General features: G+C 42.9%; 13 protein-coding genes, 4 tRNA genes and 1 pseudogene. 8 read left to right on the forward strand and 10 right to left on the reverse strand.

Annotated features, from left to right (window positions below):
• Nucleotides 1–2: 2 nt before the first annotated feature.
• The 9 genes and pseudogenes from tuf to queA form a co-directional block, all read right to left on the reverse strand.
• On the reverse strand, nucleotides 3–1,190 hold the full coding sequence (tuf, locus tag CWD77_RS12440) for an elongation factor Tu (protein WP_101073443.1): 1,188 nt from the start codon (nucleotides 1,188–1,190) through the stop codon (nucleotides 3–5).
• A gap of 50 nt (nucleotides 1,191–1,240) precedes the next feature.
• Nucleotides 1,241–1,312: transfer RNA gene (locus tag CWD77_RS12445), tRNA-Thr, on the reverse strand.
• 11 nt (nucleotides 1,313–1,323) lie between these two features.
• Nucleotides 1,324–1,396 (reverse strand) — tRNA-Gly (locus tag CWD77_RS12450).
• A gap of 5 nt (nucleotides 1,397–1,401) precedes the next feature.
• Nucleotides 1,402–1,484, reverse strand: a tRNA-Tyr gene (locus CWD77_RS12455).
• A gap of 21 nt (nucleotides 1,485–1,505) precedes the next feature.
• Nucleotides 1,506–1,577 (reverse strand) — tRNA-Thr (locus CWD77_RS12460).
• 152 nt (nucleotides 1,578–1,729) lie between these two features.
• A complete protein-coding gene (locus CWD77_RS12465; protein WP_101073919.1) occupies nucleotides 1,730–2,380 on the reverse strand; it encodes a DedA family protein in 651 nt (216 codons plus the stop codon).
• A gap of 11 nt (nucleotides 2,381–2,391) precedes the next feature.
• Nucleotides 2,392–2,871 (reverse strand): 2-C-methyl-D-erythritol 2,4-cyclodiphosphate synthase, encoded by a 480-nt coding sequence (gene ispF / locus CWD77_RS12470; protein WP_101073920.1) that lies wholly within the window; start codon nucleotides 2,869–2,871, stop codon nucleotides 2,392–2,394.
• Between the two features lies 1 nt (nucleotide 2,872).
• A complete protein-coding gene (ispD, locus tag CWD77_RS12475) occupies nucleotides 2,873–3,556 on the reverse strand; it encodes a 2-C-methyl-D-erythritol 4-phosphate cytidylyltransferase (RefSeq protein ID WP_165779150.1) in 684 nt (227 codons plus the stop codon).
• A gap of 25 nt (nucleotides 3,557–3,581) precedes the next feature.
• Nucleotides 3,582–4,628: pseudogene (queA, locus tag CWD77_RS12480) on the reverse strand (tRNA preQ1(34) S-adenosylmethionine ribosyltransferase-isomerase QueA).
• A gap of 234 nt (nucleotides 4,629–4,862) precedes the next feature.
• Between queA and CWD77_RS12485 the strand changes: the two are divergent.
• From CWD77_RS12485 to CWD77_RS12505, 5 genes are all read left to right on the forward strand, one after another.
• On the forward strand, nucleotides 4,863–5,348 hold the full coding sequence (locus CWD77_RS12485) for a hypothetical protein (RefSeq protein WP_101073922.1): 486 nt from the start codon (nucleotides 4,863–4,865) through the stop codon (nucleotides 5,346–5,348).
• Between the two features lie 9 nt (nucleotides 5,349–5,357).
• Nucleotides 5,358–5,813: a LytR C-terminal domain-containing protein gene (locus tag CWD77_RS12490; RefSeq protein WP_101073923.1), complete on the forward strand. Its 456-nt coding sequence runs from the start codon at nucleotides 5,358–5,360 to the stop codon at nucleotides 5,811–5,813.
• Nucleotides 5,814–5,823: 10 nt separating this feature from the next.
• Nucleotides 5,824–6,240 carry a ribosome silencing factor gene (rsfS, locus tag CWD77_RS12495; protein WP_101073924.1) on the forward strand — a complete coding sequence of 139 codons (417 nt, stop codon included), beginning with the start codon at nucleotides 5,824–5,826 and terminating at the stop codon, nucleotides 6,238–6,240.
• Between the two features lie 64 nt (nucleotides 6,241–6,304).
• Nucleotides 6,305–10,159: a sensor histidine kinase gene (locus CWD77_RS12500; protein WP_101073925.1), complete on the forward strand. Its 3,855-nt coding sequence runs from the start codon at nucleotides 6,305–6,307 to the stop codon at nucleotides 10,157–10,159.
• Nucleotides 10,160–10,232: 73 nt separating this feature from the next.
• Entirely contained in the window at nucleotides 10,233–11,606 is a 1,374-nt protein-coding gene (locus CWD77_RS12505) for an MATE family efflux transporter (protein ID WP_101073926.1), read from the forward strand.
• Here CWD77_RS12505 and CWD77_RS12510 read toward each other — a convergent pair.
• Complete coding sequence (locus tag CWD77_RS12510) at nucleotides 11,596–12,255, reverse strand: hypothetical protein (protein WP_165779151.1); 660 nt, start codon at nucleotides 12,253–12,255, stop codon at nucleotides 11,596–11,598. The two genes, CWD77_RS12505 and CWD77_RS12510, sit on opposite strands and share 11 nt — an antisense overlap.
• A 149-nt stretch (nucleotides 12,256–12,404) precedes the next feature.
• On the opposite strand from CWD77_RS12510, the gene CWD77_RS12515 reads away from it, so the two are divergent.
• Genes CWD77_RS12515 through CWD77_RS12525 form a run of 3 tightly spaced genes read left to right on the forward strand, consistent with a single transcriptional unit; the run spans nucleotide 12,405 to nucleotide 15,363 of the window.
• The gene (locus CWD77_RS12515) at nucleotides 12,405–13,502 is read left to right on the forward strand and encodes a type III polyketide synthase (protein ID WP_101073928.1); all 1,098 of its coding nucleotides are present in this window, start codon (nucleotides 12,405–12,407) and stop codon (nucleotides 13,500–13,502) included.
• Entirely contained in the window at nucleotides 13,502–14,206 is a 705-nt protein-coding gene (locus CWD77_RS12520; RefSeq protein WP_101073929.1) for a methyltransferase domain-containing protein, read from the forward strand. The genes CWD77_RS12515 and CWD77_RS12520 overlap by 1 nt, the downstream gene beginning before the upstream one ends.
• Nucleotides 14,203–15,363 (forward strand): FAD-dependent oxidoreductase, encoded by a 1,161-nt coding sequence (locus CWD77_RS12525; protein WP_101073930.1) that lies wholly within the window; start codon nucleotides 14,203–14,205, stop codon nucleotides 15,361–15,363. Before CWD77_RS12520 ends, CWD77_RS12525 begins: the two co-directional genes overlap by 4 nt.
• The last annotated feature ends 1 nt before the right edge of the window (nucleotide 15,364 follow it).

Consider the following 15,364-nt stretch of genomic DNA (forward strand, 5'->3'; position numbering starts at 1 on the left):
CTTTAGTCAAGTATTTTAGTTACTACTCCGGCGCCTACGGTACGGCCACCCTCTCGGATCGCAAATCTCAACCCTGATTCCATCGCTACCGGCTGAATCAACTTCACATTCAGCTTCACGTTGTCGCCAGGCATGACCATCTCCACTCCGTCAGGAAGCTCACACGCTCCGGTTACATCCGTTGTACGGAAATAGAACTGCGGACGGTATCCCTTGAAGAATGGAGTATGTCGTCCACCTTCATCCTTGCTCAGTACGTATACCTCACACTCAAACTCTTTGTGTGGAGTAATCGAACCGGGCTTGCAAAGAACCATTCCGCGCTCGAGCTGTTCCTTGTTAATTCCACGAAGCAGAATACCGGCGTTGTCTCCGGCCTCTCCTCTGTCAAGCAGGCGACGGAACATTTCAATTCCGGTAACCACACTCTTCATCGGCTGCTCTACAATTCCTACAATCTCAATCTCGTCGTTCAGCTCCACAACCCCACGCTCAATACGTCCGGTTGCTACTGTACCACGACCTGTAATGGAAAATACATCCTCAACAGGCATCAAAAATGGTTTGTCTACATCTCGCTCCGGTGTTGGGATCGTGTCATCCACAGCATCCATCAGCTCCACAATCTTCTCTTCCCACTCCGACTCGCCGTTCAGCGCGCCAAGGGCACTTCCCTGAATCACAGGAATGTTGTCCCCGTCAAATTCATAGGATGACAAGAGTTCACGAACTTCAAGCTCTACCAGCTCCAGAAGTTCTTCGTCGTCCACCAGGTCTACCTTGTTCATAAAGACAACAATCTGTGGTACACCTACCTGACGGGCAAGCAGAATGTGCTCGCGGGTCTGTGGCATCGGACCGTCGGTAGCGGCAACCACCAAAATCGCTCCGTCCATCTGAGCCGCTCCGGTCACCATGTTCTTCACATAGTCGGCGTGACCCGGGCAATCTACGTGAGCGTAGTGACGATCTTCGGTTTCATACTCCACGTGAGCCGTCGCAATGGTAATCCCACGCTCGCGCTCCTCAGGTGCATTGTCAATATCCGCAAACTGCTTGGCAACTCCACCGTAGGTCTTCGCCATTACCGTGGTAATCGCTGCCGTTAATGTCGTCTTACCGTGATCTACGTGACCAATCGTCCCTATGTTTACGTGCGGCTTACTCCGCTCAAACTTCTCTTTTGCCATGGTAAAAAAGATTATTTATGATTTATTTTTCTTGAACATTCAACCTGAAGAGCCGATAGTCGGAATTGAACCGACGACCCCTTCCTTACCATGGAAGTGCTCTACCCCTGAGCTATATCGGCTTTTTTCAGAGAGCGGGCGACCGGAGTCGAACCGGCAACATTCACCTTGGAAGGGTGATGCTCTACCAATTGAGCTACGCCCGCAAAAGTGGGGGGAGCAGGATTCGAACCTGCGAAGTCTTACGACAACAGATTTACAGTCTGCCCCAGTTGGCCACTTTGGTATCCCCCCTCACAAAATAGGCTCCCAAAGAGCCAGTGACCGGATTCGAACCGATGACCGGCTGTTTACAAAACAGCTGCTCTACCCCTGAGCTACACTGGCTGGTCAAATTTTCAATATGTATATGAGAGCCGATACAACTACAGAGATCACTCTTCTGAAACCCTCAATTTCTTTTTAAAGATGGAAATCACTTCCCACCCGCGAAAGACTTAAAAGCTAAAAACATCTCTGATATTAATCAACCCTTTCTGTTAATTTTTTTTAGCCTTTCTACTTTTACTCTTAAGTCGTCTTTTAAAGATAATTCTGCCGGCCACAGCAAGTATAATAATTACTAAAATCACCCTGCCGTAAATATTTAAATAGTGGCCGATGATTTGCCAATTCTCATGCACGACCCAACCCATCAATAGCAGCAAAAAGTTCCAAATCAACGAGCTTCCCGTTGAGCTCAACAAAGTTGTACTAACTTTTGTTTTTGACACACCGGAAGCCAACGATATCACAGATCTGGTCCCGGCCAAAAATCGGTTTGCAAAAACAACCCCCTGCCCCCATCGCTGCATCCATCTCTTTACTTTATCGTAATACTTTACATCTACGATTCGCATCAACCAAAACCTGCTCCTTTGCTCTTCAATTTTATGACCAAAATGTGCACCGATCATATACATAGTCATAAAACCCACAACTGAAGCAACTGTAGTTATTATAAGCAGAGGGAAAAATCCAACAACCTGCTCTGCCGCCAGATACCCTCCAAATGCAACCAACAGGTCACCCGGAATAGGAGGCAAAACATTCTCAACATAGGCTACCACTGCAAAAACCAGGTAAATCTCTGCCGGAGAGAGTGTAATTACCCAATCTACAATTTGATTTATATAGAGTTCGAATACCATATCAAATTGTACTAATCCCTTTTCACAAGCACTACCGATTGAACAGCAATCCCTTCTCCTCTTCCCACAAATCCCATTTTCTCTCCTGTCGTTGCTTTAATGGATACCAGATCTTCATTACACTTCAATACACTCGAAATGTTCTTAGCCATATCCGGTATAAACGGATTCAACTTGGGCGCTTCTGCAATAATTGTAGCGTCTAAATTTGATAAAGAGTAACCTTTACCCAATACCATATCGTAGGCTTTTTCCAGCAACCCTAAGCTATCCGCACCTTTATATTCAGGATCCGTATCCGGAAAATGCACTCCTATATCACCCAATGCCAATGCACCCAACAGGGCATCTGTAATGGCGTGCAATAGAACATCTGCGTCTGAATGACCTTTTAATTTTTTTTGAAAAGGAATCTTAACTCCGCCCAATACCAGTTCTTCTCCTGCCTCAAAGGCATGAACGTCGTATCCATATCCAATTCTTATATCCATCTTATCTTCCTGAAAGCATTATGTTTGCCAGCCGCAAATCCAACGGAAAGGTAATCTTAAAATTATCTCCATCCCCCTCAACAACCAACACTCTGCCTCCGATCCTTTCAACCAGGGAAGAGTCGTCCGTTCCTTTAACTCCAGATTCAGCTGCGTTTTGATAAGCTTTCATCAACACTTCCTTTTTAAAGATTTGTGGAGTTTGAGCAAGCCAAACCTTACTTCGATCCGGTGTTCTCTCTATAAGATTGTCACTGCCGATTTCCTTGATCGTATCTTTAGCAGGAACGGCTAAAACAACTCCATCAACGTCTTCTGAATCCAGCTTTACTAAACAATTCTCTATTTGAGTTTTCTTTACAAATGGACGGACAGCGTCATGAATCGCCACAAAATCGGTCGACCCGGATGCAGAATGAAGGGCGTTCATTACAGAATTCTGCCGCTCATCCCCACCTCGAATTACTTTTACGGATTGAGTATTAAAAACAGCATCTGCAATTTCTCGAGTTTGATCCAAGTATTGGTCAGATGTAGAAATTACAATCTCTCTGAGTTGATTTATGTCCCTGAACTTCAATAATGTATGCTCAAGAATTGTTTTACCGGCAATAGTCAGGTACGGTTTAGGAATATCTTCCCCAAGCCTGCTCCCCGACCCTGCTGCCGGCACTACAAGTGTCAAATGTTTTGAATCGAGCCCCAAAACATTAAAGTATTAACATCGCATCCCCAAAAGAGAAGAACCGGTAATCATTTGCTACGGCTTCTTTGTAAGCTTTTTTAACAAATTCGAAACCACCGAATGCAGATGCCAGCATCAATAATGTAGATTCAGGTCTGTGGAAATTTGTAATAACCCCTTCAGTAATTTTGAACTCGTAATCAGGATAGATGAACTTATCAGTCCAGCCTGTTCCGGGCTTAGACATGCCGCTCGCCATCACGCTTGTTTCGATAACCCGAACTGCAGATGTGCCGCAGGCAATAACCCTGTTCTTTTTACTCTTCAAAGCTTCATTTATCCTGTCGGATGATTCCTGGGATATAAAAAAGTTCTCAGAATCCATTCAATGCTTGGTTAAATCTTCCACTTCCACATTTCGGAATGTACCCCAGCCGATATGCAAAGTAACAGGAACAAAGTCTACGCCTTTTTTCTCGAGCTTTTCAACAAGTTCCGGAGTAAAATGCATGCCGGCTGTAGGTGCAGCAACCGCACCGCGCTCTTTAGCAAAAATGGTTTGATACTTCTCTTTATCACTCTCTTTTGGCTCTCTTTCGATGTATGGAGGAAGAGGCATATCACCTATTTCATCCAAACGATCGTAGAGATCCTGGTTGGGACCATCATAAAGGAATCGGATAGTTCGGCCACGTGAAGTGGTGTTATCTACCACCTCTGCGATCAGATCTTCACCGAAATAGAGCTTATTTCCAATTCTGATCTTACGAGCCGGCTCAACCAATACATCCCAGAGCATATTTTCGGGCATTAACTCCCTTAATAGAAACACTTCAATATCGGCATCTGTTTTTTCCTTTTTGCCTTTGAGCTTAGCCGGAAAAACTTTCGTATTGTTGTAAACAACAACATCGCCTTTTTTCAAATATTTGTGGATATCAGAAAACGTCTCGTGCTTGATTGATTCATCCTCTCTGTTCAGAACCATTAATTTTGAAGAATCTCTTGGATCAAGTGGCTCTTCAGGTACATTAAAATCTTCGATTTCAAATTTGAAATCCGTAAGTTTCATTTTCAAAACGGTAGGAATTTTTTGTTAATAAATTCATTATTATTGAAGCTTTCAAATATAGGCTGTTTTGTTTCATTTAACAAATAGGCCTGGAATGAGTCTACAATTTTAGAGCGAAAAGCAGCCTGTTTTATTTTTTTCATTTTTATTTACTAACTGCTGCCGTTTCTGTATAATTAATTATGCTTGCGATCGTTTATCGGTTTAATCACTTTCTCAGATTAATTGACTGCCATGAAATTTTTTACCACACTGATTCTGATATTTACGTTTACGGCCCTGGTTGCTGAAGCACAACTCAGAGAAGATCTTCGTTTTCAACCGGAGGAGTACACAGGGACAGTGACTCACACACAAAACGGCTCTTCCCTGGGTAACTGGATGAATATGCTAAATATGACTATGAGTCACTCCTACAGTATGTCATTCACCAATTTTGGCGGTCAAACTCAAAACCTGAATGCCTATACTAATTCCATGTTTTTTGATGTGAGTGACAAACTGGATGCTCAATTGAACGTTTCACTTCTTCACTCCCCATTTGGCAACAGTTTTATGAATAATGACAACCTGGGTACTCAGATCATTATTGACAGTGCACGAATTGATTACAAGTTTTCAGAGAACACCCGAATTTCTCTTGAATTCTCTCAAAACCCATACCGCAACTCGTTCGGCAATTACTATTCTCCATTTAGCAGAAGACCTATCGGTTACTAATTACGGTTCATGAATCAGGAAAACCGAAGCGAACAGACCAATAATTTAATTCTAAATGCCGTAATTGGGTTCTTAAGTGTCCTCTTATTGATTCTGCTTTTTGCTTTGGGAACCCGGTTACTCTATCCCCGTATTGTTAATGAACGGGCGGTACAAGATCCCGCACTTATCAGTACAGTAATTCAGATGGAAGTTTTAAACGGAGTTGGAATTCCGGGACTTGCCAATCAATTTACCGGTACTCTCAGAAACTTTGGGTTTGATGTGGTTGAAACAGGAAACTTTGATCATTTCGAAGTACCTAACACGCTTGTAATTTCACGAAACGGACAAATTGAAAATGCACGCAGGGTAGCAAGGGCTATTGGCGTTCAGGATCAATTTATTCTACGAGAAGAATCTCCCGAATATTATCTTGATGTAACACTGATCATTGGATCAGATTTTGAAAAACTAAATTTATAATCATACGCCTATGACAGATACCACAGAATCAACAAAATCACAATTCACAAAGCCGAAAACTGAGAAACCGTACGATACGTCTAAACTTATCGATGCCATCACGGAAGGGTTACTCGAAAAAAAAGCTAAGGATATTGTCTTACTCGACGTACGGGAACTGACAACTTTGGCAGACTATTTTGTTGTATGCCACGGAACCTCCGACACTCAAATCAGAGCGCTTGCAAACAGTGTGGAGAAAAAAGTGAAAGAAGAACTCGGAGAGAATGTATGGCAGCAGGAAGGAAAAGATTCTAGACGCTGGGTGATCCTGGACTACGTGAATGTAGTAGTACATATCTTTACCGAAGAGAAACGGGATTACTATGGTATCGAAAGAATGTGGAATGATGCAAAAGTCACTCAGATTGAGGATACTGTATCATAATCGCTTTGCATAATGCCAGAACATTAGGCCGAGCAGTATATGAACTGATTAATATCCCATAAATTTGAGCAGCCAAAAAAAATACTTCCTGAAGTTCAGCTTATTTAGCTTTGTACTTCTACTTGCATTTTTAGTTCTGTTCGAAGTGACTCTATGGCCGGGTCAAACCATTCAAGAGGATGAACTTACCGATCAAATCCAACTCAGTTTAGATCAGGCAGAGCAACATTTTGACAATACCTATCGGGAGTTCCGGAACCGCTCTGATGAACTTTACAGTGAAATTTCCCAGCTCCCCTTAACCGAACAAAATAAACCGGCCATCTTTAACCGGTTGAAAAGTCACACATTTTGGGGTTCTGCACTTCATAAAGAGAATGACAAATGGGTTTGGGATGGATTTAGCTTAACGCCATCCCCTACACTAACAAACGGAACATCTGATTCACTTTTGGTAACATTGCTCAAACGAAACAATGTTGTGTACCTGTTTGGGCAAAGGGCATTTTCTGTTAACGAGGGCAGATACCTACTTCTCACTGCCGAAAAAATTGAACAAACCACAAACCTGCCTTTTGCTGATAAAGTATCTTATCACCTTTCAGATTCGCCGGAATTAGAGAATAATTTTCCGGTAACTTTTAATTTTTTCTCCCCATTTCCTGATCATCTTCCCTACATAAACCTGGCTACGGAAATGTCTGATTCTGTAGGTACCGTCTATGCGAACCCTGCTGACTACGGCAATTACCGGCAGAATTTGACTGAGAATCTAACTGAATGGAGAGCTTCGATCCTTCTGCTATTAGCTCTTTCGCTGGTCATGGTATTCACCGCATTCTGTATCCATTCAAACAGACTTGCAATCATCCGCATTCTTATTCTGCTACCCCTTCTGCTTTGGATTCTGTTTTTTGAGTTCAATCTTCTTTCCGATTGGATCTATCCGGAGTTATTGCCAAAGCTTTGGCAGGCCGATTCCTATCGAATACTGGCTGAATATATAGTGCATGCCTTTTTTCTGTCTCTGACGCTGATCCCGCTATCTCGATACGTTTTATTAACAAATATAAAATCGAGCGAGGATTCGCATTTAAAAACGCTGTTGCTGGCTTCACTTTTTGGCGCGGGGTCAGCCGTGCTTATTCTTTTTTTATTCGATCAAACCGAAAAGGTTCTTATTGAAACGCCTCTTTCACTACTTGACCTGGAACTGGCTCCGGAGATTTCCGTATTTATATTCTATATCTCATCTGCCATTTTCTTTACGGCAATATCCGGCATAATAATCAGCGCCGGACTTTACCTCTATCGTTTTGAAGTGGATAAATCTGTCGTTATTGGAACCACTTCCCTTTTTAGTTTCCTGCTTTTCTATTTTTTACTTGATCTTCTGTTAGATTTGCAATCACTATTTACACCCATTTTTATAGCCGGATTTGTGCTCTTTATCACTCTGCTTTTCCTGATTCATTTCATTCATGAGCGAACCGATCATTTCCTCGACATGTCCGGATTCAGAAAAGTGTTGCTATCTGTTTTTTTGATAACAGCTACATTCTATTTCTTAATATGGAGTTCATCCAGTAGGATATTGGATCGGCAGCTGACCGAATCTGCAAATAATTTTGCAAATGAAGAGATCGCCAATACTCAGGAAATACTTGAAATACTCCTCTCTGATCTGGAAAGCTCTCTGATCTTTCTTACATCAGAAGATATTGCCGAACGCAGGGCTATACTTCAGGCACAATTTCAGCGTGCCATTCAAAACAGTATCCGTCCGGAGTGGAGGGAACACTCATTTGAAATTCAACTTCTCACTACGGATGGAAATCTAATCAGCGATTATTCAACCAATCTTGATTCACCGGGTTGGCGATCTCTGGTCAATATGACGTTAATGAGAACTTCTTACGAAGGAGAACAACTTCGGAGGGTAACAAATCAACCTATCATATGGAGCAACCGACCCACAGATCTTGGAGAAGAATTTATCTCATTCTACCGCGGTTGGATCCCCATTTACGATGAGGTCAGTTCTAATGAAATCATCGCATGGATTTTTGCAGCTGCATATCTCGAGCGTCCAGATTTTAACCGGCCGATGAGAGCCGTTTTATCCGCCGATACTGAACAGAATTGGAAACAGAGTCTCTATATTGCCGAATTTATTGATGGTAAGGTTAATCGTACTGCAATGGAGGGAATTTACGATAATCAGCCACAGTATAACCGTTTACCCACGAGAGAAGCTGAAATCTCAAATCGTGACTCTGTGGCCTTCATTACCAATGTAACCCCACAGGGACAGTTTCGCGAAATCTTAATCAAACAGAATGACAACACGGTTATTAAAGCCAGCTCTCCCTTGCCCGGTTTCAATCAGCATTTGTTTTCATTCTTCAGATATCAGATCGTTTTGATCTTTTTTGGACTCTTCTTATTTGCAATTTTCTCTACTGTAGGGTTTAGAATTTTCAGGCTTTTTGGACAGAGTCGAAAGTTTAAGCACCGGCTTCTGGACGGACTTACTTTAGCAACCATCTTATTTTTGACTGTTTTAATTTTTGCAACCCAGCATTCTGTAAGCCTGCAAAATGAGAAGAATGTTGAACGGGAATTGATTACTAAACTAAATAGCCTCGGGGAATCCATGCGGGGAGAATTTCAGGAGTCGAGATCCAGAAATTCGCGTCTGGCTGAGTTTGCATCACCCCTTAATGTAGATGCTATTCTTTACAGCCAGGCCAATGTATTAGATTCTACAACACCTCAAATTTTTCAGCAGTATGTGATCCCTCGAACGATGCCATTTGATGTCTTCGATTTTTTATACAACAGAGAACGGAGACACTATACGACCACTACAGAAGTAGCCAATCAACAACTTTTAATTGGCTACCGAACTCTTTTAGATGAAGATAATCAGCCGGCAGGTGCTGTAGCCATTCCAACATTTGTAGAGTCTCCGGTTTACAGGGAACAGCTTTTAGAAGCTACAAGCTCACTATTCGTGATCTATTTAGCCATCTTTGGAGTCTTTATCATCGGTACTGTAATCTTATCAAATCGCCTGACCAAACCACTTCAAATTATTCAGGGTGGTTTGAATAAAATTTCAAGAGGTGAAATGAATACCCGGGTAGCCGTAACCGGCAAAGATGAGATTGGCACGTTAGCTAAAGCATATAATGAAATGGCCGAACGGCTTGAAACAGCCCGAAAAGAGCTTGTCAAAGCCGAACGCGAAGCCGCCTGGAAAGAGATGGCCCAGCAGGTTGCTCATGAGATTAAAAATCCGCTCACTCCGATGAAACTTAATCTCCAGCACCTTCAGCAGAGATTGGAAGCTAATCCTGAAAATGTGATGGAGCTGAAGCCTGTCATCGAAAAAACAGCCCGGAATATTATAGAGCAGATTGAATCATTAAATAAAATTGCATCAGACTTTTCCAAGTTTGCCAAACCCGTACAGGATCCATTTGAACCGGTTGACCTGAAAAAACTATTAGCCTCCATTGTTGAACTCTACAGTCATGATGAATCTGTTAAAATCGAACATGAATTAAATGGTAGTGATTTAATCATTAGCGGAGTAGAAGGTGAACTTCGAAGGGTTTTCGTCAACTTGGTTAAAAATGGAATTGAAGCACACTCAAATGGTCATGCCAAAATTCAGATCAGTGCAAATAAAATGAATCGATTCATCAAAGTTCAGATTTCTGACAACGGGGAAGGCATTGACCTTGAAGACCGAGACCGAATATTTGTGCCCAACTTTTCTACGAAATCGAGCGGAACGGGACTCGGTTTAGCAATTACCAAAAAAATTGTTGAAGCCCATAAAGGGGACATCACTTTTGATTCTGAGTCGGGCAAAGGCACAACATTCACCCTTACTTTTCCCGCATATTAATATCGTTGACTTTCGGGCGATCAAAAAGTAACAACTCTCTCTAAATCTTCGTACCATTTGCCCTCTCAAATTAATGGATACGAATCAACCAACATATCGAACAGACATACGCCAGGAGCTTTCGTCTTTGCTAAAAATTGGTGTGCCTGTCATCATCACACAGCTTCTTCAAATGAGCATGAGTTTTGTGGATACCGTGATGGCAGGACGACTCTCTCCGGAAGATCTTGCCGCTGTTGCCGTAGGGTCCAGTACCTTAATGCCATTTGTTGTTCTCTGTCTTGGCTGCATGATGGCGGTCACTCCCATCGTTGCACAAAATGTTGGCGGACGTAATTTTAAGCTGATCGGCAAAAATGCCAGGCAGGTTCTCTGGCTGAGCCTGATCCTGGCTATTCCCAGCTTTTTCCTTTTGCGAAATCTTGATTTTATTCTCGTATTAATTGGTATCACGGATGAAATTATCCCCATCGCATCCGGTTATCTGAAAGCGATCGCCTGGGGAATTTTTCCTGCTTATGCGTTTGGAGCTCTCAGGTATTTTAATGAAGGGTTAAGTGTAACCCGTCCGGCCATGTTTATTGCCGTAATCGGACTGTTGGTTAACATTCCGGCAAACTATGTGCTGATGTTTGGAAAATTCGGCTTCCCTCAGCTTGGAGCGATAGGAACCGGCTACGCTTCGGCCATTGTTTTTACAGTCATGTTCATCGCCATGTTGTGGTTTACTGTAGGGTTTGAAGCGTACAAACGGTTCGATATTTTCGGCAAGTTCCGCTGGCCTGAAAAGAAATATTTGAAAGAGCTCCTCAGCATTGGAGTCCCCATCGGTATCAGTTCAACGATGGAGGTCACCATGTTTGCTGTGGTGAGCCTGTTGGTTGGAACCATCAGTACGGTAGCCGTTGCCGGACACCAGGTGGCGATCAATTTTGCCTCCATGACCTTTATGATACCCTTCGGACTTTCCGTTGCTATCTCGGCAAGAGTCGGCCAGTCCATTGGACGAAAACGTCCCAATGAAGCGCGATTCAGAGGATATGTTGGAGTGGGGCTGGCCAGTACTATTATGGCATTCACTGCCATGACTATGTTTCTGTTTCCGGAATATATTACCGGAATCTACACCGATGACAGAGCTGTAACAGATGTTGCCGTTCAGCTACTCTTTATGGCGGCCATTTTTCAGTTGTCGGATGGACTACAGGTAAGCGGTTTTGGAGCACTGCGCGGTTTAAAAGATACCAAAGTGCCTATGTATGTCAATTTAATTGCATACTGGGTAATCGGTATTCCACTAGCATACTATCTCGGATTTATTGCAGAGTACGGCGCCCAAGGACTGTGGGGAGGCTTGATTGCCGGACTAACCGTGGCTGGAATTTTGCACAACATCCGTTTCTACAGAAAGACAAAGGCGTTGGAAAACAGTGCAGTTAAAATCTAACCGGAGAGAATCCACCGGTAAGATTAAACTGTAAACCAAACATTACTGCCGGTCTTCCCAATACCCCCATTTCATCTAGCCCGGGGAACCAGTAATACCTGCCACCTGCGTTGGTAAAAAGAGATACCCTCTCGGTAAAGTGATAGATCGCTCCAAATTCTGTTGTGGCAGTCACTCCCGGAAAAAATTGTGTGCTTACATTATCAAAAATACCACGTCCGGCCACACCAAAACCCGGTGATATTCTAAAATAGATCTCCAACTTTGTACTTCCGGATAAATTGGTGAACTCTGATATCGAAAAATTTCGGCCAACGTTAAGGGCGCCAATCAGCAGATTATCATCTCGGAATTCGGAATTGCCAGCCTCATAATAGGCTGAAAGGGAAAAGCCGAGATCGGCACGCGCTCCCGGCTGTCTGTATATTGATTCAAAACCCAACATTCCCTTCCCTATAACCAAACCATTCAGTGAATGATAATTTCCACGATCAGTCATTTGATAAGCCTGTACACCTGCTGCCGGACTAAGGATGATTGATTCTTCTGATTTTTCATCATCTGCGTGGTCTGACTGACTCTGCGCTGTACCCGCAAACGGTAAGACGGAAATCAACAAAATAAAAAGTGTGAGGAATCGGATTTTCATAATCATACACTCCACATTTTTTTCTACTGATTATAACAATTTAAAATAGTGATTTTACAAATTTCAAACATCACATGGTGATGCGAGTGAACGAATTACACACGGCATCAGGTTGATAGTACTAACACGATTCCATAAAAACTCACTGTATGTCTGCTTACATCCAAACTATTCAAACCGCAGTACCACAATTTTCTTATCAGCAAAATGAACTGCGAGATAGGATGAAAGAGATTGTGCCTGGCAGTGAGCGGGATGAACGGATCATTCATCACATCTACAGTCGGTCAGGCATCAGCACACGTTACTCTGTTGTAGACGATTTCCGCAAAACGGCGAATCACCGGCTTTTTTTTAATGGTCAGGGAGCATCTCCCGGTACTGCCAGCCGAAATGACACTTACACTCGTGAAGGACGAAAACTGTTTATTGAAGTCGCTCATAAACTTTTAGATCAATCAGAATTTGATGCAGACGACATTACACATCTGATCACCGTATCCTGCACCGGATTCTACGCGCCTGGACCGGATTATGACATCATTAAATCGTTAGGATTGTCCCCAAAAACAGAGAGATACCATCTTGGTTTTATGGGCTGTTATGCCGCAATTCCTGCTCTTAAAATGGCTGATCAGTTCTGTCAGGCAAATCCTGAGGCTAACGTAATGGTTGTTTCTGTAGAACTCTGTACACTACATTTTCAAGCCAATCCCAAAATGGATGATCTGCTATCGGCCTCCGTATTTGCAGACGGAGGGGCCGGAGCGATTGTAAGTAGCCGTAAACCTGAAAATACTGCATATCAAGTCGACGGTTTTGCTTCTGCAGTCACTGAAAAGGGCAAAGAGGATATGGCGTGGTCTATTGGCGACACAGGATTTAATATGGTTCTTTCAAGCTACATTCCGGACCTTTTGGAGGAAGGACTGCATCCCTTTTTAGACCCGGTTCTTGAGCAATACGAATTAACTCTAAGTGATATCGACTTGTGGGGAGTTCATCCGGGCGGGCGAGCCATTTTGGACAAAGTTGAAAAAACTTTTTCACTGCCGTCTGACTCACTTGCAGCATCCAGAAACGTGCTGTCTAATTATGGAAATATGAGCAGTGCTACGGTTCTCTATGTACTAAAAGAGCTTCTGGATCAGAACTTGGAAGCTAAAAACCAACGGACATTGGCAATGGCCTTTGGTCCGGGCTTAACGCTTGAGTCCGCACTCCTTACAAAAGTTACCAGCCACTGATGCCAATTTTTCTAAAGCATCGAAATGAACAATTAACCGAGTGGATGGATCACCCGGACTGCGATAAGCAACTGCTTTTCAATACCTATCGCCAATTTGGCCCCTTGAACCGATTACTGTCCGGTTGGAAAGATATTTTTTACTCCTTCCTGAAACCGGTAATTCAGGATATTGACGGCACGACAACAGTCCTTGATATCGGGTGTGGCGGAGGTGATGTAATCTGGTTTCTAAATCAACTCTGCAAAGAAGAGAATCTTGATGTTCAATTTACAGGTATCGATCCGGACTCCAGAGCGCATGAATATTCAAAAAAGATGGACTGGGATGATAATATTCAGCTATTGTCAGCTCGAACAGATACGCTGATTCAGAATGGAGAATCTTATGATATCGTTATCTCAAACCATTTGATGCATCATTTGAGTATTGATGAGCTAGTCAACATTAGCCGAGACGCAGAAAAATTAAGCCACCGTCTCGTGATATTTAACGACATTGAACGAAGTGATATAGGCTATGGACTGTTCTCAATCTCAGCCCCCTTGATATTCCGTAACAGTTTTATCAGCCGGGATGGAAAACTATCTATTCGCCGAAGTTTCAGAAAAAGCGAACTGCAGTCAATTTTACCCGAGCCCTGGAAAGTGGAAAGAAAGTTCCCATTTCGTTTACTGGCAATGGTTCAAACAAGTACTGAATGAGTAATTCTGAATTAGATATTGTAATTGTCGGTGGCGGACCGGTAGGTCTTTATCTTGCCGGTAGACTGCTACAAAGTGGTTTTCATTGTAAAGTATTGGAAAAGAGATCCACCATTGATCACCATTCTAAATCTCTCGGCATCCACCCTGTTTCTCTCGATATTTTTGATAAAGCAGGAATCTCAAAATCTTTTCTTGAGCATGGGCTGAAAATTAAATCAGGTGTTGCTTTCTGGAACCGGGAGGAAATTGGAGAGGTCTCATTTGAATATTGTCCTCCGCCTCACAATTACATCTTAGCCATTCCGCAGTGGAAGACGGAAGAAATATTGGAGGAATGGATCAGGAGTCTCAATGAAGAGTGCCTCATCCGAGGTGCCGATGTTAAACAGGTCAATCAAGACCGGTATAGGGTTGAAGTTGATTACCTTAAGAATGGCGAAACCAACAAAATAACAGCTTCTTACGTGATCGGCTGTGACGGTATTCAAAGCCACACCCGGAAAAGTGCTCAAATTCCTTTTGAGGGCAGTTCCTATCCGGATACATACATCATGGGCGATTTTGACGATAATACCGATTTTGGCGAAAAAGCTGCCGTCTATCTCCACAAAGGCGGACTGGTTGAATCTTTTCCTCTTCCAAACGGACATCGTCGCTGGGTTGTGAAAACCGATCGGTACATTGAAACGTCGAATCCGGATCTGATCACTGAGCTTGTTTTTAAACGAACCGGTTTTCACTTATCCGAAACAGATCATTATATGTTGAGCAGCTTTGGCGTACAGCATCTTTTAGCCAAATCCTTTCATAAAAACAGGATACTTCTTGCCGGCGACGCTGCGCATGTTGTCAGCCCAATTGGCGGGCAAGGAATGAACCTGGGCTGGCTCGATGCAGAGGAGTGTCTGAACACACTCATGAAAATAAAGAAGCAACCTGTAAAAAAAGAGTTTTTCTTAAATCAATATTCTGATACTCAGCGTAAAATTGCTAAACAGGTTGCCAAGCGAGCCGAAATGAATATGCATCTTGGCCGTGCGGAAACAAAAAACCTGTCTTACAAAACCGGGATGAATTTGATAATCAACTCTCCTTTTAATCGGCTATTGGCCAATTTATTCACAATGAGGGGTTTAGGGAGATGGCCAATCTGAT

The sequence above is a fragment of the Rhodohalobacter barkolensis genome, from assembly GCF_002834295.1.
Taxonomy (GTDB): domain Bacteria; phylum Bacteroidota; class Rhodothermia; order Balneolales; family Balneolaceae; genus Rhodohalobacter; species Rhodohalobacter barkolensis.

Bases quoted from the DNA above. Each gene is read 5' to 3' on its own strand.
- CWD77_RS12510 (WP_165779151.1), bottom strand. From the start codon at position 12,255: ATGAAAATCCGATTCCTCACACTTTTTATTTTGTTGATTTCCGTCTTA.
- CWD77_RS12485 (WP_101073922.1), top strand. From the start codon at position 4,863: ATGAAATTTTTTACCACACTGATTCTGATATTTACGTTTACGGCCCTG.
- CWD77_RS12520 (WP_101073929.1), top strand. From the start codon at position 13,502: ATGCCAATTTTTCTAAAGCATCGAAATGAACAATTAACCGAGTGGATG.
- CWD77_RS12505 (WP_101073926.1), top strand. From the start codon at position 10,233: ATGGATACGAATCAACCAACATATCGAACAGACATACGCCAGGAGCTT.
- CWD77_RS12525 (WP_101073930.1), top strand. From the start codon at position 14,203: ATGAGTAATTCTGAATTAGATATTGTAATTGTCGGTGGCGGACCGGTA.
- CWD77_RS12490 (WP_101073923.1), top strand. From the start codon at position 5,358: ATGAATCAGGAAAACCGAAGCGAACAGACCAATAATTTAATTCTAAAT.
- ispF (WP_101073920.1), bottom strand. From the start codon at position 2,871: ATGGATATAAGAATTGGATATGGATACGACGTTCATGCCTTTGAGGCA.
- CWD77_RS12465 (WP_101073919.1), bottom strand. From the start codon at position 2,380: ATGGTATTCGAACTCTATATAAATCAAATTGTAGATTGGGTAATTACA.
- tuf (WP_101073443.1), bottom strand. From the start codon at position 1,190: ATGGCAAAAGAGAAGTTTGAGCGGAGTAAGCCGCACGTAAACATAGGG.
- CWD77_RS12515 (WP_101073928.1), top strand. From the start codon at position 12,405: ATGTCTGCTTACATCCAAACTATTCAAACCGCAGTACCACAATTTTCT.
- rsfS (WP_101073924.1), top strand. From the start codon at position 5,824: ATGACAGATACCACAGAATCAACAAAATCACAATTCACAAAGCCGAAA.